This is a genomic window from Neisseria sp. P0014.S009 (assembly GCF_051958155.1).
In the GTDB taxonomy this organism is placed as follows: domain Bacteria; phylum Pseudomonadota; class Gammaproteobacteria; order Burkholderiales; family Neisseriaceae; genus Neisseria; species Neisseria flavescens_C.
The window spans coordinates 248,221-271,300 of the sequence record NZ_JBQCVS010000001.1 but is presented as its reverse complement, the minus strand read 5'-3'; the positions used below and the strand labels follow the sequence as shown (position 1 = coordinate 271,300).

General features: G+C 49.8%; 23 protein-coding genes and 1 pseudogene. 11 read left to right on the top strand and 13 right to left on the bottom strand.

Features of this window, described 5'->3' with window-relative positions; translation table 11 throughout:
• Positions 1 to 8: 8 nt before the first annotated feature.
• Genes infB through rimP form a run of 3 tightly spaced genes read right to left on the bottom strand, consistent with a single transcriptional unit; the run spans position 9 to position 4,879 of the window.
• Positions 9 to 2,903, bottom strand: a complete 2,895-nt coding sequence (gene infB, locus ACTHS4_RS01285) for a translation initiation factor IF-2 (RefSeq protein WP_070825704.1) — start codon at positions 2,901 to 2,903, stop codon at positions 9 to 11.
• Between the two features lie 11 nt (positions 2,904 to 2,914).
• Complete coding sequence (gene nusA, locus ACTHS4_RS01280) at positions 2,915 to 4,420, bottom strand: transcription termination factor NusA (RefSeq protein WP_049330906.1); 1,506 nt, start codon at positions 4,418 to 4,420, stop codon at positions 2,915 to 2,917.
• A gap of 27 nt (positions 4,421 to 4,447) precedes the next feature.
• A complete protein-coding gene (gene rimP, locus ACTHS4_RS01275; RefSeq protein ID WP_003685973.1) occupies positions 4,448 to 4,879 on the bottom strand; it encodes a ribosome maturation factor RimP in 432 nt (143 codons plus the stop codon).
• Between the two features lie 343 nt (positions 4,880 to 5,222).
• On the opposite strand from rimP, the gene serC reads away from it, so the two are divergent.
• The gene (gene serC, locus ACTHS4_RS01270) at positions 5,223 to 6,329 is read left to right on the top strand and encodes a phosphoserine transaminase (RefSeq protein WP_371459970.1); all 1,107 of its coding nucleotides are present in this window, start codon (positions 5,223 to 5,225) and stop codon (positions 6,327 to 6,329) included.
• 63 nt (positions 6,330 to 6,392) lie between these two features.
• On the opposite strand, the gene ACTHS4_RS01265 is transcribed toward serC, so the two are convergent.
• From ACTHS4_RS01265 to rnhA, 4 genes are all read right to left on the bottom strand, one after another.
• Complete coding sequence (locus ACTHS4_RS01265) at positions 6,393 to 7,586, bottom strand: LD-carboxypeptidase (protein ID WP_440365409.1); 1,194 nt, start codon at positions 7,584 to 7,586, stop codon at positions 6,393 to 6,395.
• 74 nt (positions 7,587 to 7,660) lie between these two features.
• Positions 7,661 to 8,059 carry an HIT family protein gene (locus tag ACTHS4_RS01260; protein ID WP_003686086.1) on the bottom strand — a complete coding sequence of 133 codons (399 nt, stop codon included), beginning with the start codon at positions 8,057 to 8,059 and terminating at the stop codon, positions 7,661 to 7,663.
• Positions 8,056 to 8,370: a hypothetical protein gene (locus ACTHS4_RS01255; protein WP_070765124.1), complete on the bottom strand. Its 315-nt coding sequence runs from the start codon at positions 8,368 to 8,370 to the stop codon at positions 8,056 to 8,058. Before ACTHS4_RS01255 ends, ACTHS4_RS01260 begins: the two co-directional genes overlap by 4 nt.
• A 10-nt stretch (positions 8,371 to 8,380) precedes the next feature.
• Positions 8,381 to 8,818, bottom strand: coding sequence for a ribonuclease HI (gene rnhA, locus ACTHS4_RS01250; protein ID WP_036473212.1), 438 nt, complete (start codon positions 8,816 to 8,818; stop codon positions 8,381 to 8,383).
• Positions 8,819 to 8,937: 119 nt separating this feature from the next.
• Here rnhA and ACTHS4_RS01245 point away from each other — a divergent pair, with 119 nt between their 5' ends.
• Positions 8,938 to 9,327, top strand: a complete 390-nt coding sequence (locus tag ACTHS4_RS01245; protein WP_003678731.1) for a PH domain-containing protein — start codon at positions 8,938 to 8,940, stop codon at positions 9,325 to 9,327.
• 12 nt (positions 9,328 to 9,339) lie between these two features.
• Positions 9,340 to 10,209, top strand: coding sequence for an SAM-dependent methyltransferase TehB (gene tehB, locus ACTHS4_RS01240; protein WP_440365408.1), 870 nt, complete (start codon positions 9,340 to 9,342; stop codon positions 10,207 to 10,209).
• Positions 10,210 to 10,265: 56 nt separating this feature from the next.
• On the opposite strand, the pseudogene ACTHS4_RS01235 reads toward tehB, so the two are convergent.
• Both ACTHS4_RS01235 and ACTHS4_RS01230 read right to left on the bottom strand, forming a co-directional pair.
• Positions 10,266 to 10,738, bottom strand: a pseudogene (locus ACTHS4_RS01235) (N-acetyltransferase family protein).
• 13 nt (positions 10,739 to 10,751) lie between these two features.
• The gene (locus ACTHS4_RS01230; protein ID WP_440365407.1) at positions 10,752 to 11,288 is read right to left on the bottom strand and encodes an isochorismatase family protein; all 537 of its coding nucleotides are present in this window, start codon (positions 11,286 to 11,288) and stop codon (positions 10,752 to 10,754) included.
• A gap of 153 nt (positions 11,289 to 11,441) precedes the next feature.
• Here ACTHS4_RS01230 and argS point away from each other — a divergent pair, with 153 nt between their 5' ends.
• Complete coding sequence (argS, locus tag ACTHS4_RS01225) at positions 11,442 to 13,160, top strand: arginine--tRNA ligase (RefSeq protein WP_070826591.1); 1,719 nt, start codon at positions 11,442 to 11,444, stop codon at positions 13,158 to 13,160.
• A gap of 156 nt (positions 13,161 to 13,316) precedes the next feature.
• On the opposite strand, the gene ACTHS4_RS01220 is transcribed toward argS, so the two are convergent.
• Complete coding sequence (locus ACTHS4_RS01220) at positions 13,317 to 13,673, bottom strand: STAS/SEC14 domain-containing protein (protein WP_003678720.1); 357 nt, start codon at positions 13,671 to 13,673, stop codon at positions 13,317 to 13,319.
• 18 nt (positions 13,674 to 13,691) lie between these two features.
• A complete protein-coding gene (locus ACTHS4_RS01215; protein WP_070826590.1) occupies positions 13,692 to 14,582 on the bottom strand; it encodes a DMT family transporter in 891 nt (296 codons plus the stop codon).
• Positions 14,583 to 14,757: 175 nt separating this feature from the next.
• Between ACTHS4_RS01215 and ACTHS4_RS01210 the strand changes: the two genes are divergently transcribed.
• On the top strand, positions 14,758 to 15,105 hold the full coding sequence (locus ACTHS4_RS01210) for a hypothetical protein (protein ID WP_070826589.1): 348 nt from the start codon (positions 14,758 to 14,760) through the stop codon (positions 15,103 to 15,105).
• Positions 15,106 to 15,178: 73 nt separating this feature from the next.
• Here the strand turns inward: ACTHS4_RS01210 and ACTHS4_RS01205 are convergent, their stop codons facing one another.
• The gene (locus ACTHS4_RS01205; RefSeq protein ID WP_070826588.1) at positions 15,179 to 15,931 is read right to left on the bottom strand and encodes a CPBP family glutamic-type intramembrane protease; all 753 of its coding nucleotides are present in this window, start codon (positions 15,929 to 15,931) and stop codon (positions 15,179 to 15,181) included.
• 205 nt (positions 15,932 to 16,136) lie between these two features.
• Between ACTHS4_RS01205 and ACTHS4_RS01200 the strand changes: the two genes are divergently transcribed.
• On the top strand, positions 16,137 to 16,535 hold the full coding sequence (locus ACTHS4_RS01200) for a DUF350 domain-containing protein (protein ID WP_039861961.1): 399 nt from the start codon (positions 16,137 to 16,139) through the stop codon (positions 16,533 to 16,535).
• 201 nt (positions 16,536 to 16,736) lie between these two features.
• Here the strand turns inward: ACTHS4_RS01200 and ACTHS4_RS01195 are convergent, their stop codons facing one another.
• Complete coding sequence (locus tag ACTHS4_RS01195) at positions 16,737 to 17,579, bottom strand: outer membrane beta-barrel protein (protein ID WP_371459973.1); 843 nt, start codon at positions 17,577 to 17,579, stop codon at positions 16,737 to 16,739.
• Positions 17,580 to 17,984: 405 nt separating this feature from the next.
• Between ACTHS4_RS01195 and ACTHS4_RS01190 the strand changes: the two genes are divergently transcribed.
• The 5 genes from ACTHS4_RS01190 to ACTHS4_RS01170 all read left to right on the top strand — a co-directional run bounded on the left by ACTHS4_RS01190 (position 17,985) and on the right by ACTHS4_RS01170 (position 23,029).
• Positions 17,985 to 18,998, top strand: coding sequence for an SPFH domain-containing protein (locus ACTHS4_RS01190; protein ID WP_128582869.1), 1,014 nt, complete (start codon positions 17,985 to 17,987; stop codon positions 18,996 to 18,998).
• A gap of 203 nt (positions 18,999 to 19,201) precedes the next feature.
• The gene (locus ACTHS4_RS01185; RefSeq protein WP_440365406.1) at positions 19,202 to 20,722 is read left to right on the top strand and encodes a DUF4178 domain-containing protein; all 1,521 of its coding nucleotides are present in this window, start codon (positions 19,202 to 19,204) and stop codon (positions 20,720 to 20,722) included.
• Between the two features lies 1 nt (position 20,723).
• The gene (locus ACTHS4_RS01180; RefSeq protein WP_162837292.1) at positions 20,724 to 20,870 is read left to right on the top strand and encodes a hypothetical protein; all 147 of its coding nucleotides are present in this window, start codon (positions 20,724 to 20,726) and stop codon (positions 20,868 to 20,870) included.
• On the top strand, positions 20,867 to 21,250 hold the full coding sequence (gene speD / locus ACTHS4_RS01175) for an adenosylmethionine decarboxylase (RefSeq protein ID WP_440365404.1): 384 nt from the start codon (positions 20,867 to 20,869) through the stop codon (positions 21,248 to 21,250). The genes ACTHS4_RS01180 and speD overlap by 4 nt, the downstream gene beginning before the upstream one ends.
• A gap of 87 nt (positions 21,251 to 21,337) precedes the next feature.
• Positions 21,338 to 23,029: a DUF4178 domain-containing protein gene (locus ACTHS4_RS01170; RefSeq protein WP_440365402.1), complete on the top strand. Its 1,692-nt coding sequence runs from the start codon at positions 21,338 to 21,340 to the stop codon at positions 23,027 to 23,029.
• The last annotated feature ends 51 nt before the right edge of the window (positions 23,030 to 23,080 follow it).

The following is a 23,080-nucleotide window of genomic DNA, read 5'->3' as shown; positions in this document are numbered from 1 at the left end:
CTGTCTGATTACAGAGTACGGGCAACTTCGACGATGTCGAAACATTCGAGTTGGTCGCCTTCCATAATCTCGTTGTAGCCTTTGAGCATCAGACCACACTCGAAGCCCATGCGGACTTCTTTGACGTCGTCTTTGTAGCGTTTCAAAGAAGACAGCTCGCCGGTATGGATAACCACGTTGTTGCGGATGAGGCGGACATGGGAATCGCGTTTGACCACACCGTCGGTAACCATACAGCCTGCAATGTTGCCGACTTTAGAAACGGAGATAACCTGACGGATTTCGACCGTACCGGTTACTTGCTCTTTCTCTTCCGGAGAGAGCATACCGCTCATGGCGGCTTTCACGTCGTCGATGGCATCGTAAATGATGTTGTAGTAACGGATTTCCACGTTTTCATTCTCAGCCAGTTTGCGTGCGGAAGCATCTGCACGGACGTTAAAGCCGATGATGAATGCGCCGGAAGCGATGGCCAAGTTGACATCAGATTCGGTAATGCCGCCAACGCCGCTGTGCAACACGTTCACTTTCACTTCGTCTGTGGACAGTTTTTTCAGACTGCCCGCCAAAGCTTCGTAAGAACCTTGTACGTCTGCTTTGATGATGACGGACAAGGATTGGGCTTGGTTTTCGCCCATGTTGTTGAACATGTTTTCCAGTTTTGCGGCCTGTTGTTTGGCCAAGCGTACGTCGCGGTATTTGCCTTGACGGAAGAGGGCGATTTCGCGCGCTTTTTTCTCGTCAGCCAATACCATTGCATCTTCGCCTGCGTTCGGAACGTCGGACAAGCCGAGGATTTCGACAGGGATAGACGGACCGGCTTCATTGATGGCTTTGCCGTTTTCGTCAACCATTGCACGGATTTTACCGAATGCAGTACCGGCCAGCAGCATATCGCCTTTTTTCAGTGTACCGCTTTGAACCAGCAATGTGGCAACCGCGCCGCGGCCTTTGTCCAAACGTGCCTCAACAATGATACCTTTGGCAGGTGCATCGACTGGGGCAGTCAGTTCCAAAACTTCGGCTTCGAGCAAGACGGCTTCGAGCAATGCATCGATGTTCAGGCCTTTTTTAGCGGAAACGTCGATAAACTGTACATCGCCGCCCCATTCGTCAGGCACGACTTCGTGCGCAGTCAGCTCTTGGCGGATACGCTCAGGGTTGGCGGCTTCTTTATCGATTTTGTTGACGGCAACCACAATTGGTACGCCGGCGGCTTTAGCGTGGGCAATTGCCTCGATGGTTTGCGGCATCACGCCGTCGTCGGCGGCAACCACGAGGATCACGATATCGGTTGCTTTCGCACCGCGCGCACGCATTGCGGTAAACGCTTCGTGACCCGGAGTATCCAAGAAAGTAATCACGCCGCGAGGGGTTTCAACGTGGTATGCACCGATGTGTTGGGTAATGCCACCCGCTTCGCCTTGTACCACTTTGGCGCGGCGGATGTAGTCCAGCAGGGAAGTTTTACCGTGGTCAACGTGACCCATCACGGTAACAACCGGTGGACGCGGCAATGCTTCGGCTTCAACTGCTTCAACGCCTTCATCCAGGAATGCTTCAGGGTCGTCGGCTGCAGCAGGTTTGCCGATGTGGCCGAGTTCTTCCACTACAATCAGGGCAGTGTCTTGGTCGATAGATTGGTTGATGGTTACCATCATGCCCATTTTCATCAGGGCTTTAACCACTTCAACGCCTTTAACGGCCATTTTGTGTGCCAAGTCGGCAACGGTAATGGTTTCAGGCACCAAAACTTCGTGTACGACAGGTTCGGTCGGCGCTTGGAAGGCGTGTTGGTTTGGCTCAAGTTTGAGTTTTTTGCCTTTTTTGCCGCCGCGTACGCGCTCGTCGTCGCCATTGCGAGCATTGTTGCGGTCACGGCCGCCTTTGCCGCCTTTACCTTTGGCATTACGGCCTTGGTTTTCTTCGTCACGGTCACGACGGTCTTCTTTTTTACCGCGCGCGTTGTGTTCGGATTTGCCTTCGCCGGATGCCGCTTTTGCTTTCTCGGCAGGCTTATTGCGTTCGCCTGATTTGGCTTCTTTAGTAGGTTTTGAGTCTTGATCGGCCTGTTGTTTCATGGCTTCACGGCGTGCTTGACGCTCTTGTTTTTCTTTCAACAAGGCTTCTTGATGCGCACGCAGGGCGGCGGCACGACGGGCTTCTTCATCGCGTTGAGCCTGTTCTTCCACGCTGACGACAGGTTGCGGTACGGCAGGAGCGGCAGGTTTGGCTGCTTTTTTCGCTTCTTTGCCTTTGCTGCCTTTGTCTTGTTTGGCTTTGGCAGGTTTTTTGGCTTCGGCTGGTTTTTCAGCTTCAACGGATTTTTCAGACGGCTTGTTGTCTGCTTTAGCCTTAACTTTTGCTTCGGCCTTAGCTTCTACGGCTTCAACCGGTTTGGCTTCTTCTTTTTTGGCTTCGGCAGGTTTGCCTTCTGCTTTTGGTGCGGCTTTGGCTGCTTTTAGTCTGGCTGCTTCGACCTCTGCTTTGGCACGGGCTTCGGCTTTTGCGGCAGCTTCTGCTTCAGCTTTGGCTTTTTCTTCGGCAGCTTGAGCAGCTGCTTTTTCTGCTTCAGCTTTTTGGTTTTCCGCTGCTACTTTGGCTTTAGCTTCCGCTACCAATTCTTCGGAAGAAGGAATGGTAACGGCACGGCTGCGGCGGCGTGTTTCCACTTTTACGCCGTCAACGGTGCTGACTTCGGTTTTTTTGCGGCGGATGCTGATGGTGCCACTGTTGCTGCCGTTTTTCTTTTGCAGGTAAGCGGTCAGCAATTGTTTGTCGTCAGTGGTTATGCTGTCATTACCGCTGTTTTTATTGACCCCGGCTTCTTTCAATTGTTTAAGCAAATCATCGACGGGGCGGTTTAGTTCGGCGGCAAATTGCGCTACGGTTGTATTACTCATTCAGTACCCCCTTAGTTGTTTTCTTCAGTAAACCAGTGTTCGCGTGCAGCCAAAATCACTTTTTTGGCTTCTTCTTCGTCAACACCGGTAATTTCGACCAATTCGTCAACAGACAATTCGGCCAGATCATCGCGTTGGGTAACTCCGGCTTCGGCCAGTTTGCGCAACATATCGGAATCTACGCCGTCCAAATTGCGCATGTCTTCAGACACTTCGCCCAGTTTTTCTTCTGCGGCGATGGTAATGGTCAGGATCGCGTCGCGTGCACGGTTACGCAGGGTTTCAACGATTTCTTCGTCAAAGCCGTCAATGGCAAGCAATTCTGCCGCTGGAACGTAAGCAACTTCTTCCAAAGTGGCAAAACCTTCTTCCACCAAGATATCGGCGGTTTCGTCGTCGATGTTCAAGTGGGTGGTGAATAGGTTGCGGATAACAGCGTCTTCGGCGGCATTGCGCTCGTCGGCTTCTTCAACGGTCATGATGTTCAGCTGCCAGCCGGTCAGGATGGAAGCCAGACGGACGTTTTGACCGCCGCGGCCGATGGCTAGCGCCAGTTGGTTTTCATCAACAATTACATCAACAGCGTGTTTGTCTTCATCAATCACGATGCGACTTACTTCGGCGGGAGACAGCGCATTCATTACGAATTGGGCAGGCTCAGGAGACCACAATACGATGTCGATGCGTTCGCCGGACAATTCGTTGCTCACGGCGTTAACACGAGAACCGCGCACGCCGATACAAGTACCTTGCGGGTCGATGCGTTGGTCGTTGGCCTTAACGGCAACTTTGGCACGTTGGCCTGGATCGCGTGCTACTTCGCGGATTTCCAACAGGCCGTCTGCAATTTCAGGTACTTCGTTAGCGTAGAGTTTGGCCAAGAAGTCGCCGCTGGTACGGCTCAAAATGACTTGTTTGCGGCCGGTATTGCCGATTTCGTCCACACGCAGGAAGAGGGCGCGGATGCGGTCGCCGCTGCGGAAGTTTTCGCGTGGAATCATTTCTTCGCGCGGAATCAGGGCATCAAGTTTGCCTGCGACGACTTCAACGATGATGCCGTGGCGCTCGACACGTTTTACCGTACCGGAAACGATGTCTTCTTTAGAAGCGAGGAATTCGTTCAGGTTTTGCTCGCGCTCCGCATCACGGATGCGTTGCAGGATGATTTGTTTGGCAGTTTGCGCGGCTTGGCGGCCGAAACCTTCGTTTGGCAGCTGCTCTTCGTAGTATTCGCCGATTTGGATGGTGGTGCCGGGAATTTCTTCTTGGATTTCCTCGATGGTTTTTTCTACGTCGGGGTAGGTGTAGTCTTCATCGGCAACAATCAGCCAGCGGCGGAAGGTTTGGTATTCGCCGGTATCGCGGTCGATTTCGACGCGCACGTCCATGTGCTCGCGGTCGGCTTTTTTCTTGGCAGCAGTAGAGAGGGCGAATTCAAGGGCTTTGAATACGACTTCCGTTTCAACGTTTTTTTCACTTGCCAGCGCTTCGGCCAGCTGTAACATTTCGCGACTCATTTTCTAGAATCTCCAAGTAATCGGTTTTTAAAATTTAAATTCGGGGCGTAAACGGGCTTTGTCGATGTTGCTCAATTCGATTTGGGCGGTTTTGCCGTCGAAAGAGACGGTAACGATGTCGTTTTCGCAAGATTCGATGCGGCCGATGAAGTTTTTCTGACCATCAATCGGCAGGCGTGTTTTGATTTTGGCGTTCTGGCCGGCGAAGCGCACGAAGTCGGCGGCTTTTTTCAGCGGACGGTCAAGGCCCGGGCTGGAGATTTCCAAACGTTTGTAGTCGATGTCTTCAACCATAAACACGCGGCTCAGATGGTTGCTGACAGTGGCGCAGTCTTCGACGGTGATGCCGCCTTCTTTATCGATGAAAACGCGCAAATCGCCTTGTGCGGTCAGTTCGAAATCGACCAGCTCGTAGCCCAAGCCGGGCAGGGTTTTATCAAGAATGCTTTGAATATCCATGCTTCTCCAGAAGTACATAAACAAAAAAATGGCCGCGCGGCCATTTTTCGTGTGATTTGAAAAATTGGCCTATTATAACTGTTTTCAAGATAAAAGAAAAGTGTTGATTTGGCGTGGATTTTTTGAAGTGATTGCTTAAATGTAAAGGGGAGGGTTGAGGTCGTCTGAAAAGGAAATTGTTGACAAGTTTTGATGTAGTGTTTTTGAAATTATTTTGGAAAACAAATAATTGGTGTTGCTTTGTTTTCAGACGGCCTTGTATTTCCTGATTTTTCGTACTTGCACAATGTGCAAGGCGGTTCTACAATTTCTTCATACCCACCGAATAAGAAAGAAGGTCGCCATGTCCGCACACCCGATTTACAATTTTTCCGCAGGTCCTGCCGTATTGCCGGAAGCGGTATTGCGTACCGCGCAACAGGAGATGCTCGACTACAACGGTACGGGTTTCCCCGTGATGGCGATGAGCCACCGTTCGGATATGTTTTTGAGTATTCTGCATCATGCCGAACAAGACTTGCGCCAGCTTTTGAATATTCCGTCCAACTATAAAATCCTGTTTTTACAGGGAGGTGCGACCACGCAATTCAATATGGTGGCCATGAATTTAGCGCACGGTTTTGCGACTGCCGACGCGGTGGTAACGGGCAACTGGAGCCGTATTGCCTATGAGCAGATGAGCCGTTTGAGCAATGCCGAAATCCGTTTGGCTGCGCATGGCGGCGAGCAATATGCCTATAAGAACCTGCCTGCGGTGGAGGATTGGGATGTCAACCCGAATTCCGCGTTTGTTCATTTTGCGATTAATGAAACCGTAAACGGCTTGCAGTATCAAAACGTCCCCAAACTTTCAGACGGCCTGCCGCCGTTGGTATGCGATATGTCGAGCGAGATTTTGTCGCGTGAGTTTAATGTGTCCGATTACGGCTTGATTTATGCCGGCGCGCAAAAAAATATCGGCCCTGCCGGTGCAACTGTGGTTATTATCCGCGAGGATTTACTGGAGCGTTGTCCGAACGATATTCCCGATGTGTTCAACTACCGTTCGCACATCAACCGCGACGGTATGTACAACACGCCTTCCACTTATGCGATTTATATGTCGGGCTTGGTATTCCGCTGGCTGCAAACGCAGGGCGGTGTGAAAAAAATTGAAGCGGTCAATCGAATTAAGGCGCAAACCTTGTATGAGACGATAGACGGCAGCGGCGGTTTTTACATCAACGATATCCATCCTAATGCGCGCTCCAAAATGAACGTGGTCTTCAAAACTGCAAGCGAAGACTTGGACCGCCGTTTTGTGTTGGAAGCCGAGTTGCAGGGCTTGTGCCTGCTTAAGGGCTATAAAACCGTCGGCGGTATGCGTGCCAGCATTTACAATGCGATGCCGCTTGAAGGCGTGAACGCGTTGGCTGACTTTATGAAAGATTTCCAACGACGTTACGGTTAAGATGAAGATATAAAAAGGCCGTCTGAAACTGGGTTTCAGACGGCCTTTTGATTTGAACAAGCCTTATTCGGTGACTTCTTCAGTAATGCTGTCGCGGTAGATGGTGCTGTCGTAAGTTGGAACAGGAGGCGGCAGCAGGTTGTTGAGCGTCAGCGCGGACGGGTTCAGCGTAGGATAGCCGCTGAAGGTGACGGAATAACCGCCATTGCCGGTACTGCGGACTTTGGCATGCGCGCCTAACGGGAAAGTGGTTTTATTGGTGATGTGGCCGAATGGGAAGCCGGTCAACACGGGAATCTTGGCGGTGCGCGAAATGTGGTTGACGACGGCGGAGAAGTCGTAGCTGGAGTCGTACACGTCGCGGATGGTGCCCATGCGGAAATCGCCGAAGATGATGGCGCGTTGTTTTTGCAAAACACCTGACAGGTAAAGTGTGTTGAGCATACGCTCGATGCGGTAGGGTTGCTCGCTGACGTCTTCGATAAAGAGGATGCCGCCTTGAATATCGGGCATGTAAGGCGTACCGGCGAGGGAGGCGAGAACGCTGAGGTTGCCGCCCCACAATGTGCCTTCGACGTTGACATCGGCGCGTTGGATGGTCGGAACATCAACGATGTTGACGTTGTTGGTCGTGCCGCGGATAAAGGAATCCATGGTAAAGACGCTGGGGTCTGCTTTGCCGAATTCGCTATACACCATCGGGCCTGCAAAGCTCATCATATTGCCTTTGGCCAACAGGGCGAGTTGGACGGCGCACACGTCGCTGAAACCGAAGAACAATGTGCCGCGTTCGCGCATTCTGGCACCGAGTGAGGCGAAGTCGATTTGCGGCAGGATACGTGCCGCGCCGTAGCCGCCGCGCAAGCCCATGAGGACTTTGGGTGTTTCAACACGGCCGCTGGCAACGTCTTGGAAGTCGGCGGCGCGTTGGGCGTCGCTGCCGGCAAAGCGTTGGTAACGGCGGCTGCCTGCCTGTTGGTTGGTTACGGTAAAGCCTGCGTTGTAGAGGCGGGTCAGGCCGGTGGTTACGCGGTTGGGATCTTCGGCGAAGCCTGACGGCGCAACAACGCGCAGGAGGTTGTCGCCGGAACGTGGCGGATGGGGTTGCTTAGGTTGCACGGTTTGGGCTTTCGCGGTGGTAGATGTGGTTTTGGTTTGCGGCGTGGTGGTCGTGCCGGTGCCGCAGGCTTGCAACAATCCTGCACCTGCCGCGGCAGAGCAGGTACGCAGGAAATGGCGGCGCGTGGTGGAGTTCATTGAGGTTTTCCTTTCGTTATATGTTCAGACGGCCTGAAGCTTGGTGTGTCGGACCTTACAGGCCGTCTGAAAGTTTAAGCAATTAAGTTTTTGATTTGTTGCGGCCAATTTTCAGGCAAGGCCATACCGTGTTCGCGTACGGGCGCGGCCCAAATCGGCGCAGGAAAGTTGGCGTCGTTTTCAAAACGGGCGATGACGTGCCAATGCAGGTGGGGCACAACATTGCCGAGACTGGCCAGATTGATTTTGGCCGGGCGGAAGACTTGGCGCATTGCGGCTTCAACCTGATACACCATTTCCATGATTTCGTTGCGTTCGGCAGGGGAAAGGTCGGTCATCTCGGAAACATGGTCATTCCAAATAACGCGGCAGAATGCCGGTGCGCCGGCTTCGTTGTGGACGGCGATAACGCGCAGATTGGGCGTTTGCAGCAAAATGTCTTCGTTGTCGGCAGTGCAGATGGGGCAGGTCATGGGTTTTTCTTTCTCAGTCTGAATAGGAATCGGATGATTTCAATCAGGATTTTTAGAATGAGGTAAATAGCAGTCAGCGTGATGAATGCGAAAAGCCACGGTTTGGGTATAAACCACCAAAATAAATAGGAAGGCGTGATTAAGTCGTCACATTCTTCGGCACTCTCAATGTGATCGCACAATCCAAAGTTAAAATAATCATTGACATCATGAAAGGGCGAATAGGCGAACATAAGCGCTATGGGCGTCACACAAATCAATGCAATGATGGCAATCCAAAAGAATGGTTTGAGATATTTGAGTACAGTCATGGGTGAAGTGTTATGCAAATTTTGCCGCCCCTTGATTAGCGAGTTCGTCGGCTTTTTCGTTTTCAGGGTGTCCGGCGTGGCCTTTTACCCACGTCCAGCGGACATCGTGTTGTTGAACCAAACTATCCAGCTCTTTCCATAAATCGTCGTTTTTAACCGGTTTTTTGGCGGCGGTTTTCCAGCCGTTTTTTTTCCAGCCGTGTATCCAGCTTTCCATGCCGTTTTTGACGTATTGCGAGTCGGTGCAGATGACGACTTGGCAGCGGCGTTTTAAGGATTTTAGGCCTTCGATGACGGCGGTCAGCTCCATGCGGTTGTTGGTGGTTTCGGCTTCTCCGCCAAACAATTCTTTTTCGTGTGTGCCGTAGCGCATAAATACACCCCAGCCGCCTGCGCCGGGGTTGCCTTTGCATGCGCCGTCTGTGTAGAGGTAAACGGGTTTATCCATGGGCATGTCTTTGTCGAATAAGGCGGTATCATAACATAAGGCCGTCTGAAATATCGGCAAATACGGTTTGCGCGTGTAAAATACCCTGCACTTATCACTCGTATAGAAAGCAGGCAGATATGGGATTGTTCAGTGGCCTTTTGGGCAATGCTTCGCAAAAAGACGCCGATGCGGTGGAACGCGATTTGGCGAATATCCTGATTGATGGCGAACAGGTAAAAATGGCATTCAGCCTGGTGCGCGATTTGATTGTGTTTACCGAATATCGGCTGGTGTTGGTGGACAAGCAGGGTTTGACCGGCAAGAAAGTGTCTTACCGTTCGATTCCGTATCGTTCCGTATCGCGCTTTTCGGTGGAAACCTCGGGCCATTTCGATTTGGATGCCGAGCTGAAGATTTGGGTTTCTTCCGGCGAAGCGCCGACTGAAACCTTGCAGTTTAAAAGCGACAAGAGCGTGATTGCCATTCAGAAAGCCTTGGCAGAAGCCGTGTTGAAACCGTCAAAATAGAAAGGAAATATGATGAGCGAACAGCAAGAATTGTTTTGTTACAAACAGATGCCGGTGTGGACGGCGGACGAGATTCCCGAAGCCTTGTTGTCCAAACACAATACTGCTGCCGGTACTTGGGGCTGCCTCAATGTCCTTCAAGGCCGTCTGAACTTCAATGAAGTGGACGAGGCAGGCAATATTACGGCTACGCACGAGCTGACGCCTGAAAGCGATGATTGGATTATCCATCCGCAAGCATGGCACTTTATCGCGCCGCAATCGCAAGACACGGAAATCCAACTGTCGTTTTACTGCGAGGCGGCGGACTATTTCAATAAGAAATACGGCATGAGCGCGACACATTCGGCCGTCCGTGCCGCCGAGGGCATCGTACCTGTCGGCAAGGTTTTGGATATGGGCTGCGGTCAGGGCCGCAACGCGCTGTATTTAGGTTTGAAAGGTTTTGACGTTACCGCTGTCGATAATAATCCCCATGCGGTTCAAAACGTGGAAGAGCTGGCGCGTATTGAAGAACTGAATGTCCGCGCGTTTGAATACGACCTCAACGCCGCCAATATTCAGGAAAACTTCGATTATATGGTGACGACCGTGGTGTTTATGTTCCTGATGCCGCGTTATGTTCCTGACGTGATTGCCAATATGAAGGAACACACCAACCCCGGCGGTTACAACCTGATCGTGTCTGCGATGGATACGGAAGATTTCCCTTGCCCGATGCCGTTCCCGTTCAAGTTTGGAGAGGGCGAGTTGCGCGAATACTATAAAGATTGGGAATTGGTGGAATACAAGGAAGAGCTGGGCTCGATGCACGCGAAAGACGAATTCGGCAATCCGATTCAGTTTAAATTCGTTACCATGCTGGCGAAGAAACCGGAATAAAGGTTTTGCCGTCAAAAGGCCGTCTGAATTCAGTTTTCAGACGGCCTTTGTCGTAATCAATCCACAATCTTTTTACCTAAAATCACGACGTCTGCCAACATGGTGTCCAAATCGCAGACTTGCGGCAGCCGCCCCCATTCTTCAAAACCGAAACGGTGAAACAGGTTCAGGCTCGGATAGTTGTGGCCGAACACAAGCGCGATGACGTTGCGGATGCCTAAGGACGGCGCGCGTTCGAGCATGTGCCGCGCATATCGTGGCGGACATAAATGCTGACTTCCGCGCTGATGTGGTAGGCGTAGCGCGGATGGTAGTCGCTGAAACTGCCCCAGGCCAATACGGTGCCGTCGGCATCGTAAAGGGCGTAGATCGGGCGTTTGTCCGTGTGCGCGGCAAACCACATTTCGCGTTCGACAACCGTGGTCGGCGACAAATCGGCGGTGGATTGGCGCGTGGACACGGTGCTGTTGTAAATATCGACGATGGCGGGCAAGTCTTGGCGCAGGGCAGGGCGGATGGTGTATTGCATTTCAGACGGCCTGTTATTGAATCAGTTTGGAGATAGTCTTAAAGGCCGGATGTTTGGCATCGCCGAGCAGTTGGAACAAAATACTTTCGACATTGGAAATGATAATGCCCTGACGGCTCAGTTGCGCCAAACCATTGTCGCGGTTGGCAGTCGTGCGCGAGGCGGTGCATTCAAAAGGCAGGGATACGGCGTAACCTTGCACCTTCAAATCCAAGGCCGTCTGAAGCATACAGATATGCGCTTCCGCACCCACTAAAATAACGTGCTTAATGTCGTTTTTGCGTAAGATTTCCTGAATTTCGGGCAAAAATGCCGAAAATCGGGTTTTCTCGACAACCGGCGTGCCTTCGGGCAACAGCAACGATACGGCGGATACAGTGTTGCCCAAACCTTTCGGATATTGTTCGGTTACGGCAAAGGGGATGTCCAAAGCCGTCAAGCCTTGAATCAGCAGACGGCAGCGTTCCAACATTTCGTCCGCGCCGGAAAGGGCGGGCAGCAGGCGTTCTTGAATATCGACAATCAGACAAAGCGTATTTTTAGGGTTCATGGCTTTTCCTTTCAGACGGCCTTTACAGCAAAATCGTTGAATCAGAATGCAATCATATAACAAGCCGCTGGAAAAGTATTGCAGCTTGCCCTGTTTTAAAGCCCGAAATTCTTTTAAAATACCGCCTGATTTGAATTGATAGAGACCGACAACATGAATTTATACCAAACCGTCGAACGCGAAGCCGCCGCCGCCTTTGTCGCCGCAGGCATCGCCGACAGTCCCGTTGTTTTGCAGCCGACCAAAAACGCTGAACACGGCGATTTCCAAATCAACGGCGTGATGGGTGCGGCGAAAAAAGCCAAACAAAATCCACGCGAGTTGGCGCAAAAAGTGGCCGAAGCATTGGTGGGCAACGCCGTGATTGAAAGCGCAGAAGTCGCCGGCCCCGGCTTTATCAACCTGCGCCTGCGCCCCGAATTTCTTGCCCAAAACATTCAGACGGCCTTGAACGACACGCGTTTCGGTATAGCGAAAACCGACAAACCGCAAACCGTCGTTATCGACTATTCTTCGCCTAATTTGGCAAAGGAAATGCACGTCGGCCACCTGCGTTCCAGCATCATCGGCGACAGCATTTCACGCGTGTTGGAATTTATGGGCAACACCGTCATCCGTCAAAACCACGTCGGCGACTGGGGTACGCAGTTCGGCATGTTGGTTGCTTATTTGGTTGAGCAGCAAAAAGATAATGCCGCGTTTGAGTTGGCGGATTTGGAGCAGTTTTACCGCGCTGCCAAAGTACGCTTTGACGAAGATCCTGCCTTTGCCGACACCGCGCGCGAATACGTTGTGAAGCTGCAAGGCGGCGATGAAACCGTGTTGGCATTGTGGAAACAGTTTGTCGATATTTCACTCTCGCACGCCCAAGCCGTTTACGACACGCTGGGCTTGAAACTGCGTCCTGAGGACGTGGCGGGCGAATCGAAATACAACGACGATTTGCAACCCGTGGTCGATGATTTGGTCGAAAAAGGCCTGGCAGTCGAAGACGACGGCGCGAAAGTCGTGTTCTTGGACGAGTTCAAAAACAAAGAGGGCGAACCTGCCGCATTTATCGTGCAAAAACAAGGCGGCGGCTTCCTATACGCTTCCACCGACTTGGCGTGCCTGCGCTACCGCATAGGCCGTCTGAAAGCCGACCGCCTGCTGTACGTCGTCGACCACCGCCAAGCCCTGCACTTTGAGCAACTCTTTACCACTTCCCGCAAAGCAGGCTATCTGCCGGAAAATGCAAAAGCCGAGTTTATCGGCTTCGGCACGATGATGGGCAAAGACGGCAAACCGTTCAAAACACGTAGCGGCGACACCGTAAAACTGGTTGACCTGCTGACCGAAGCCGTCGAACGCGCCACTGCTTTGGTGAAAGAAAAAAATCCCGAATTGGGTGCGGACGAAGCGGCAAAAATCGGCAAAACCGTCGGCATCGGCGCAGTCAAATATGCTGATTTGAGCAAAAACCGCACCAGCGATTATGTGTTCGATTGGGATGCCATGCTTTCGTTTGAAGGCAATACCGCCCCTTACCTGCAATACGCCTACACACGCGTACAAAGCGTGTTCCGCAAAGCAGGCGAATGGGACGCAACCGCGCCAACCGTTTTGACCGAACCTTTGGAAAAACAACTGGCCGCCGAGCTGTTGAAATTTGAGGACGTACTGCAAAGCGTGGCAGATACTGCGTATCCGCACTATCTCGCCGCCTACCTCTATCAAATTGCCACTCTGTTCAGCCGCTTCTACGAAGCCTGCCCGATTTTGAAATCAGAAGGCGCAACCCGCAACAGCCGCCTGCAACTGGCGAAGCTGACCGGCAACACGCTGAAACAAGGCTTGGAGTTGTTGGGTATTGAAGTATTGAATGTGATGTAAGTTTTTGAATAAAAACAATGAAAGGCCGTCTGAAACTTTGCAGGTTGCAAGGTTTCAGACGGCCTTTTTATGCTTTGAAAAATATTGTAATACCGTTGATTTTGAGCCTAAGCGGTTTTGAATTTGCTCAGATAATGCGTTCAGACGGCCTTGTCTTTATTTCAAATTGCTTGCCAACAACCAAGCCTGTGCTTCGGCAGCGTCGCTGAAATATTTGGGATGTTGGTTGGTCAAGAGGCTGGAAAGGCGCGCGCCGAGTTTGATCCAGATGTCGTCGGTAATGACGGCAACGCGGCCGAAGTCGGTTTCGTGTTGGTTGAGGAATTTAATTTGCTCGACGGCCATATCGATGGTGAAGTCTTTCAGCATGGACAAATCCAAAAGGATATCGGGCAGATGGACTTTTTGTTTTGCGGCCAACAAGGCTTCTTCCAATTGGCGGAAATCGTCCAAAGTGAACTCGTTGTACAGCGCTACATTTAAGCCGTAAGATTGTTCGCGGATGGAAATCATGGTGTTCTCCTTGTTAAATTATTGCTTCATCAGAAATTTTTTGATTGAGGCCGGAGTAAAGCTGCTGAACACGCCGCCTGCAACAATGATAACCATGCCGGCGGCTTCCTGCCAAGTGATTTTATCGCCGAAAAGCAGTACGCCGGATAGGGCGGAGAAAACGACGGTCAGGTAGGAAAGCGAGGCAACGGTGAATTTCTTGCCGACCTTGTAGGCGCGGGTCATGGCCAATTGTGCAATCATGGCAGAGATGCCGATGCCGGCCAGATAGGGCAGGGAAGACACGGTCAGCGGATGCCAGCCTGTGATGGTGCTCCAGACTGCGCCCATAATCAGGCCGGTAAGCGACAAATAAAACACCACGCGCCAGCCCGGTTCGCCCAAAAGCGAGAGTTCGCGCACCTGCAAATATGCCCAGCCAGACATGGCGCCGCCTGCCAAACTGACCAGCGCGGCAAATTCTTGTCCTCCTTGAAAAGATGGGTTGAGCAACAGGATAACGCCGATAAAGCCCATAACCAAAATGGCTTGGGTATAAAGCGTAATTCTTTCTTTTAAAATGAAAAATGAAAAGATGGCCAGCCAGATGGAGGACGTGTAGTTGAGCGTGACGCCTGTTGCCAGCGGCAGGTGCATGACGGAATAAAACGTGCACATCATGGCAAGCGTGCCGATGACGCTACGGTTGAGATGGGTTTTCCAATGCGGCGTGGAAAACGTGTTGCCTTGCGCTTTGGCCATGATGCCTAAGAACAGGGTGGAGACCAGCATGCGCCAAAAGACCAGCTCGCCGCTGGAAAAGCCGAATTGCGTTGAGGCGGCTTTGATGGAGAGGTTCATGACGGTAAAGCCGAGCGCGGCAATAACCATCCATGCCGAGCCGAGCGGATCTTTTCTGACGGTTTCCATTTGATGGGTGTGTAAAGCGATTTTATTAATAAGAGAATATTATACAGGCCAATCAGGCCGTCTGAAAAATATCGTTGGAGTTCAGATGGTCTTTAGATTAAGAAATGAGAATTATTATTGAACAATATAGTGGTTTTTTGTAGAATGAAAGCCCTATTTTCAAGAAAGGCTTGTCATGAAAGTTGTCAATATTTCTGCCGTATTGCTGTCTGCTTTGTTTTCCGTTGCCGTTTCTGCCGCTCCCTTGGGAGAGGTTTCTTCTGAAAATGGTAAGATTTTCAGCGGCGAAAATTACATGGTCGTTAAGAAAGATATGAAAAAAGGGGAGCAGATTAAGCCGCATGATCATCCGGGTTTTAAAACGCTGATTTTTGCCGTTGGAAAAGGGAGCTTTGACGTAACCTTGAATCAGAAGGAAAAACATACGGTCGGCGCAGGCTCGGTGTTGCGGTTTGGCGGAGATGCAGTGATTGAGGCTGTTGCAACCGAAGATGCAGATGTGGCAATTACTTTGATTAAGTAAGCCGATAGATGATAAAAGGCCGTCTGAAAAATGATGTTTCAGACGGCCTTGTTTATTCATCCAATCGTTGCCATTAAGCGCAAATCAAATAGATGAAGCCGGAGCCGAAGATATCTGCCAAGGCGTGAATCAGGAAAAACGGCAGCAGATTTTTGACTTTGTATTTGTAGAAGAAGTAGTACATCAAGCCGAAAACAACGCCGATGACGGTCGCCCAAAGCATGCCTTGATAAGTATGGAAGGAGATGCGCACCAAGGTCGAATAGGCCAATGCCTGCCATTTGTATTTGTCTTCCACGCAGGTTAAAAGACCGAGGAAACAGAATTCCTCATAAAAGCCGTTTAAAAGGCCGTAGAGGATGGCCATCGGCGCAAGGGCGGCGAATTTGTCAAAAATGGATAATGGTTTGATGTATTGGAAGATTTCAGTGGTGAAATAATTGTAGCCGCCGCTTAACGAAGTTACCGCATCGGCAGTTAGACCCATCAGGATAAAAATCACAGGCGTCCAAAACAATACGCCTAAATTAAAGCGAATCGGCAGCTGCTTAAAGTCGAAACGGCGGATAACGAGGTAAATCAGAGCAATAGCAAGCAGCGTCAACTGCAGGCTCATGTTTTCAGAATAAGCTACGCCGGTTACCGCAGTATCGCGCACTTCTTCGGCAACTGCGGCTGTTTCCACTTGCGGCATCAGGCTGGCGATATAAAGTTGGGTAGAACGGTAGGCAAATTGACCGAACAGGATAGCGGTCACAATCAGCATGTCAAACCAGCGTAGATGGCGCAAAGGCTCTTTAGGGCGGATAGCGGCGAGTATGCTCATATTCTCCTCTTTGCTCTAATAAATAGCGGTGCGCAATAGTTACATAAACATACAAAAATCGTCAACAATTATCACAATAAAACATGAATTAAAAATCAGACCGTTTCAGACGGCGTGAAGCGCTTCTAAAAATGCCATATTTTCCGAAGGGTTTATCTTCAAAAATATGGCATAATCACTTTATTGCAAACCAAGGAATCTTATCGTGAGTATTTCTCTGTCCCAATATCTGCTCTACCTGCAATACATGTTGGCAGGCATCGCCATGACCGTTGTTTTTGCTGCCGTATATCTGCGGATTACACCCGTTGAAGAATTGCGCCTGATTAAAAATGGCAACCTTGCCTGCGCCTTATCATTTGGCGGCGCGTTGGTCGGTTTTTGTCTGACACTGGCTTCAAGTATTGCCCACAGCGTCAGCTTTATCGATTTTATCCTGTGGGCCCTTGCCGCAGCCGTAATTCAGATTTTTGTCTATTTCGCAGCAACAATGATGATTAAAGGCGCTACCGCAGAACTCATTGGCAACAATGTTGCCGTCGGCGCGTTGTTTGGTGCAGTGTCCATCTCGATCGGCATTTTGAACGCTGCTTGTTTGACTTGATTTTGATGGTCGGTTGGATAGCAAAAGATGTGCTGATCCTGACTCCTGCCTAGAAAAATTATCGGTAGATTTTTTTGACTGATAAGGTCTTATGTCTGATGGTATTGGCGTTATAGTGAAATTCTGAAAGCATCAAAAAATTCAGACGGCCTGTTATATACAAGGCCGTCTGAAACATTTTAACTACTTAAGTTCATCAAATTAGAAAGAGTATTGCAATCTTACGCCCGCTTCGTGTGTGTGGTTTTTAGGTTCTATAGATCCCAATTCATATGAGTCATACTCTTCCGTAACGGTAAGGTTCGATTCTTTAACTTTCCAGCCGCGATAGAATGGAGTGAGGCTGATTTTGGAACCGTTAGCGAATTTTTTAGATACAGGTACTTCAACCTCAATACCTTGTCCGCCACCTTGTTTCATTCGGGTTTCTACCTGGTCGGGTTCGTAAGAATATTGGCGGCCTTTCACGGCACGATTGTAGGCAATGCGGGGAGATATCTCAAAGTTTGCAGGAAGGGCGATATTTACTCCAGTATTGATTTGCGCATATGTGGTTCGGTTTTTGCGGTCATAATCATTAGGATCAATGCGGCTGCTTAAGTCTCTCAGAACACGGTGTCCCAAGCCGGCTCCGGCAGTAATGCTAAAGCGATCGTTAATCGGGAGTGTATATTCGTATAAGGCACGGATATCGTATGCGCGGCGTGGTGCATTTTTGAGCGTGGCTGAGCCATAACTTGCTGAATCGTCGATATAATCCTCAGTTATATATTGTACGCTTCCTGTGTAATCTGTTTTACCGCGCGAATAACGGCCTTCTAATTTTGCCGCATGGCGATCGTTGAAACGGTATTTTACGCCGGCATTAATAGACCATAAGTTGCCTTTTTGCTGCATTAAGCGACTACCATCTTTTTCGTATTCGCGATAGGTCTCGTTGTAATATTCGCTACCAACGGTAAATTCAACAGGGCGGGCAGCCTGTGTACTTACGGCAGCAGAGAGTGCTAACACTGCAAAACAGAAATGAGCAGAATTTTTCATATAAATTCCTTTTACTTTATGAAAGCCAATGTGATAATTTGACAATACAGCATGATGAATTTCTAGGATTTGGTAAATATTAACAGGTGTAGTGAACGCTTGGTATGGTGTTTAATGATTTTCTACCTGTATTTGTCTTTTTTATGATATAGCGCAGGTAAAAGCAGAAAAATAGTGTAAAACAGAGTCTGCATGAATTTTAATGATATGTTAATGTTTCTGGGTTGGCTAGTGGGTTAACACTAAAAATAGATAGAGCAACCCACTCTATTCCCATGCATAAAGACATTTTGAATGTTAATATCGTATGACATTATATTTATATAAAATAAGCGATATAACCGACCAGGCAAATTGACCTGACTGCCCATAAGTTATCCCTTCTTCTTCAAATAAGGAACTGCGATGTTCAACTTTATCAAGAAACAGTTTATCGACGTCATTCAATGGCCGAATCCCGATGACAGCCTGCTGATGTGGCGTTTTCCGATTGCCGATGAGGAGATTCAAAACGGTGCGAGCCTGACTGTGCGTGAGGCGCAGATGGCGATGTTTGTCGATGAAGGCGTAACCGCCGATGTGTTCGGGCCGGGGCGTTACACGCTCAATACGCAAACGCTGCCAGTGCTGACCAACTTGAAAAACTGGGACAAGCTTTTTGAGTCTCCGTTTAAATCGGATGTTTACTTTTTCAATACCAAACAACAGCTCGCACGTAAATGGGGTACGTCCCAACCTGTTACCGTGCGCGATGCCGAGTTTGGTGCTGTGCAACTGCGTTCGTTCGGTATGTATTCTTACCGCATCAGCGATCCGGCAAAATTCTTCAAAGAAGTCAGCGGTGTGGCGGCGCAATACAGCGGCGTAGATTTGGAAAACCAGCTGCGCAATATTGCAGTCACCCAGTTGGCGGCTGCGTTTGGCAGCTCCGGTATCCCATTCTTGGATATGGCGGCGAACCAAGTTTTGCTGTCGCAAAAAATCGGCGAATTGCTTGGCGCGGAATTTGCCAAGCTGGGTTTGGCGCTGGAAAACTTCACTGTTGAAAGCATTTCCTTGCCCGCGTCTATTCAGGCTGCATTGGATAAGAAAATTTCGATGGGCGTTATCGGCGATTTGGGACGCTACACCCAATATCAAACCGCCGAATCCATCCCGCTTGCGGCACAAAATGAAGGCGGACTTGCCGGAATCGGTGCAGGCTTGGGCGTAGGTACCGGTATTGGTCAGGCGATGGCGGGTGCCATGGCGGGCATGATGCAGCCGAATGCGCAGCACGCTCAGCAAAATGTTCAGCCGGCTGCCGAAGATCCGCAGGCGAAATTGGTGAAACTCAAGTCTTTGCTGGATGGCGGTTTGATTTCGCAAGAAGATTTTGATAAGGCCAAGGCTGAAGTGTTGAAGCAGCTGATTGGTTGATCAATTGAAGGCCGTCTGAAAAATATCATTCAAAGAAGCGTTGAGCTGCTTCTGTGAAAAGGTTTCAGACGGCCTTTCGAATCATTTGATTGAGTCCGTTCGGCGATTTGGTTTGTTTCTAATCTGAAATCATTGATAAAACCAGTTGATAGAAACGCTAAGGCCGTCTGAAACATTCCAACCCATTCTGTAAAAGCAAACCCATGTCTCAAACCCCTTTCTTCAAAACCGAATGCCCAAGCTGCGGCGCACCTGTCGAAGCGCATTCTGCTTCTGCCGTGACGCTGGTGTGCGGCTATTGCAACAGCATGCTGGTGCGGCAAGATAACGGCGTTGTCGACTCCGGCCGCGATTCCGCATTGCTGGAAGATTTTAGTCCGCTGCAAATCGGAACCAACGGCACATTTGTCGCTCAACGCTTTATCTTGGTCGGACGGCTTCAGGTGCAATACGACGATGGTGCGTGGAATGAATGGTATGCGCTATTTGACGACGGCAGAGCCGGTTGGCTTTCTGAGGCGGGCGATTTGTATGTGATGACCATGCCGGTCGAAATCGATAATCCGCCGAAATTTGAAGACACGCGAGCCGGATTTAGCGAGCTGACTTTTCAAGATAAGCACTATATTGCCTCCGATGTCCGCAAAATCAGCTTGAAACGCGCCGCCGCGCAGGGCGAATTGCCGTTTGTTTTGAAAGAGGATACAGAAAATCGGGTTTCCGACTGGCGTTGCGAAAACCTTTTCATCACGCTCGATTACAACAATGAAACACCCGAAGCCTTCTTCGGGCGGATGGTAAACCTAGATGATTTGAAGCTGGAAAACACCCGCAGCGAAGACGAAATCAAAGAAAGCGCAGGCCGTCTGAAAGGCAGTATTTCCTCAGAAAACTGTCCCAACTGCGGCTCGTCCATTCATTGGGTAAACGGGCTGACTTCCCATCTGAACTGTCAAAGTTGCGGCAGCGAATTGGTAGTCGGCAGGGATAAAGCGGAGCTTATTACCGCCAACAATTTGCGTTTGTCGCAAAATACGATGTTTACTTTGCCTGTCGGCTCGACAGGCCGTCTGAAAAATAAAGAGTTTCATGTTATCGGCGCAATCCGATATTTAGAAACAGATGCGCAGGAAACATTTGATAACTTATTCAAAGGTGCCAAGCATACACTGACACCGGAAGGGCAATGGACAGAGTATCTGCTTTATAACCCTACACAGGGTTTCTTATGGCTGGTTGAAGCTGATGAAGGTTGGAGTATTTCCGAAACCTTGAACGATTGGCCGCGCCTCGACCGCAACCGCCAACCGCAAGGCTATGGCAAACTTTATGACTATGGCGGACGGGTTAGGCTTGCCAGCGGAGCGTTTTATTGGCGTGTCCGAAGCGGTGATTTGAACTATTACAGCGATTACCGAGACGGACAAAGCCGTAAGATTGGCTCCGAACTAAACAGTCACGAAATGGCATGGACTAGAAGTGCCCCAATTGCTTATCGGGAAATTGCAGATGCGTTTAATCTGACCAGCCAAGCTCCGCATTACACTGCAAACATGGCGGCAGACGGCATTGATAAATCATTAAGAATCATAATGACTGCCATCTTGGTTGTCGTCAACCTCCCTGCGCTGCTGACCGGCGACAGTTCTGCTGCGCTTACCGTCATCTTTATAGGATGCTGGTTGTTGTGGACCATGGGCAAAAAAGACGAGGACGAGGATTAACATGTCGAGAATTACTTACATCATTTTCAGCACCATCATCATCGTCATCTCCATGATCATCAGCTACGGCTCTTCCGACTCCGACGGCTCGCGTATGCACTCCGGAGGCTATTACGGCGGCAGTGGTTATTCCGGAGGCCATAAATGACCCACATGCCCGGTAATCATGGCCTATTGGACTTATACGGTTGCGATGAAGCCATCTTAAAAGATGAAGGCCGTCTGAAAACCGCTTTGGCAGCTGCCGCACAGGCTGCAGAAGCCACCATATTGACCGAACACTTCCACACCTTCGGCGGCGCAGGCGGCGTAACCGGCGTTTTACTGCTCGCCGAGTCCCATATCAGCATCCACACTTGGCCGGAACACCGCTTCGCTGCCATAGATGCATTTATTTGCGGCAGTATGAAATTGGAAAAAGTGAAGGAAATCTTGTGCAGGGAGTTGGTGGCAGAAAGGGCTGTTTGGACGGTTGCACAACGTGGCGAAGGTACACTGGACGATATACAACCATCGGCTGAACAATAAAATCTGTTAGGCCGTCTGAAAGCATATTCAATCCGTTTTCAGACGGCCTTAAACCTTGCGCTGATTTAACTGAAATATTGACGTTATATGGAAAAAACGCCTTTTTTTAAAACCGATTGCCCAAGCTGTGGTGCGCCTGTGGAGGCGTATTCCGCTACTGCCGTGACGCTGGTGTGTGGCCATTGTCACAGTATGCTGGTTGCTAGAAGCGGTAAGGGGAGGAGCGGATATTTTGTTGCCAATTCAGGGCGTGATTCTGCGTTGCTGGAGGATTTTAGTCCGTTGCAGATTGGAACGAGAGGCGTTTTTGATGATCGGAAATTTACGCTGATTGGGCGATTGCAGGTGCATTACGATGTCGGCGCATGGAATGAATGGTATGTCTTGTTTGATGACGGGCAGACCGGCTGGCTTTCCGAGGTTGGCGATTTATATGCCATGACTTGTTTGCTTGCCCAGAAGAGGAGACGGGGGCCGAAAAATTTTAAGTCGGTGAAAGCCGGCTCCAGTTCGTTGATCTTTAATGGCCAAACCTTTATTGCGTCAGACGTCCGCACCATACATTACCGTAATACCGATGCGCAAGGCGAGTTGCCGTTCAACCTATCTGGGAATCAAGCGACAGGCGAGGTTTGCGACTGGCGACGCGGCAATTTGTTTTTGACCTTGGATTATTCGACTTTTCCAATGGACTCCTACTTCGGACGCATAGTCAGTTTGGACAGTTTGAAGCTGGAAAATAAGCGCAGTGATGATGAAATCCATGAAAGTGCAGGCCGTCTGAAAGGAGAGATTCTTTCTGAAAACTGCCCACATTGCGGCGCTCCTGTCCATTGGCCAAGTGGTGTTACTTCTTTCCTTTTGTGTCAGTCTTGCGGCAGTGGTTTGAACACGACAAAAGATACTGTTGCGTTGATGGAGGCAAATGCCCAAAGGAAAGAACAAGAAAACCTGTTTACGCTTTCCATTGGTACGACAGGCCGTCTGAACGATACAGAATATCTGATTATCGGAGCTGTAAGATTTGCCGAAATATCGTCTTATAACCAAAATCAGTCTGAATACTGGACGGAATATCTGCTTTATAACACGCAGCAAGGGTTTGCCTGGCTGATTGAGTCTGGAAAACGCTGGCGGTTGTCAGAAACCTTACACACATGGCCGGACTTTGATTCAAGTGGCAATCCTGCCGGTGAAATGTTGATTGATCATTACCGTGGGCAGGTCGAGGCAGCGGCTGGTGCTTTTTATTGGAAAGTCAAACAAGGCGATTTGCTTCATTACAAGGAATATAGCGGCAAGAAAAGTTATGGCCGGAATGTCATTCTGTGTTCTGAGCAGAGCAAGGATGAAGTAGTCTGGAGTAAAAGCAGTTCTGTGTCTTACCGTCAAATGAGAAAGGCATTCGGCCTGTCTTTTGATACTAAGGAGGTGCTCTCTTACTGGCTGAAGGGCGACAATAGAAATGTTGGGAGTCGAGATAATGTAGCCCGTATCATTGCTATGCTGATTCTTATCATCGTCAACCTTCCGGCCTGGCTGTCGCCGCATCTACGTAGTCCTGTCGGTATAGTGGTCAGTCTGTGTGCGTTGGTATGGATATGGGTTTCTGACAGATATAAAAACGATCGTGATTACGAAGAAGAACGGGTAGGGACGATTATTTTCTTTGCTTTCATCATTTTCCTTACCGTCTTGTTCAACTATGTCAAAGCTGAAGACAGCGACTCATCGCATTCCGGCAGCTCCTATCATGGTTATTCGGCAGGGCATAAATAACGTGAGATATGCTTAACTTCGTTGTGCCGTTTTACTTTTATTTTTTCAGAC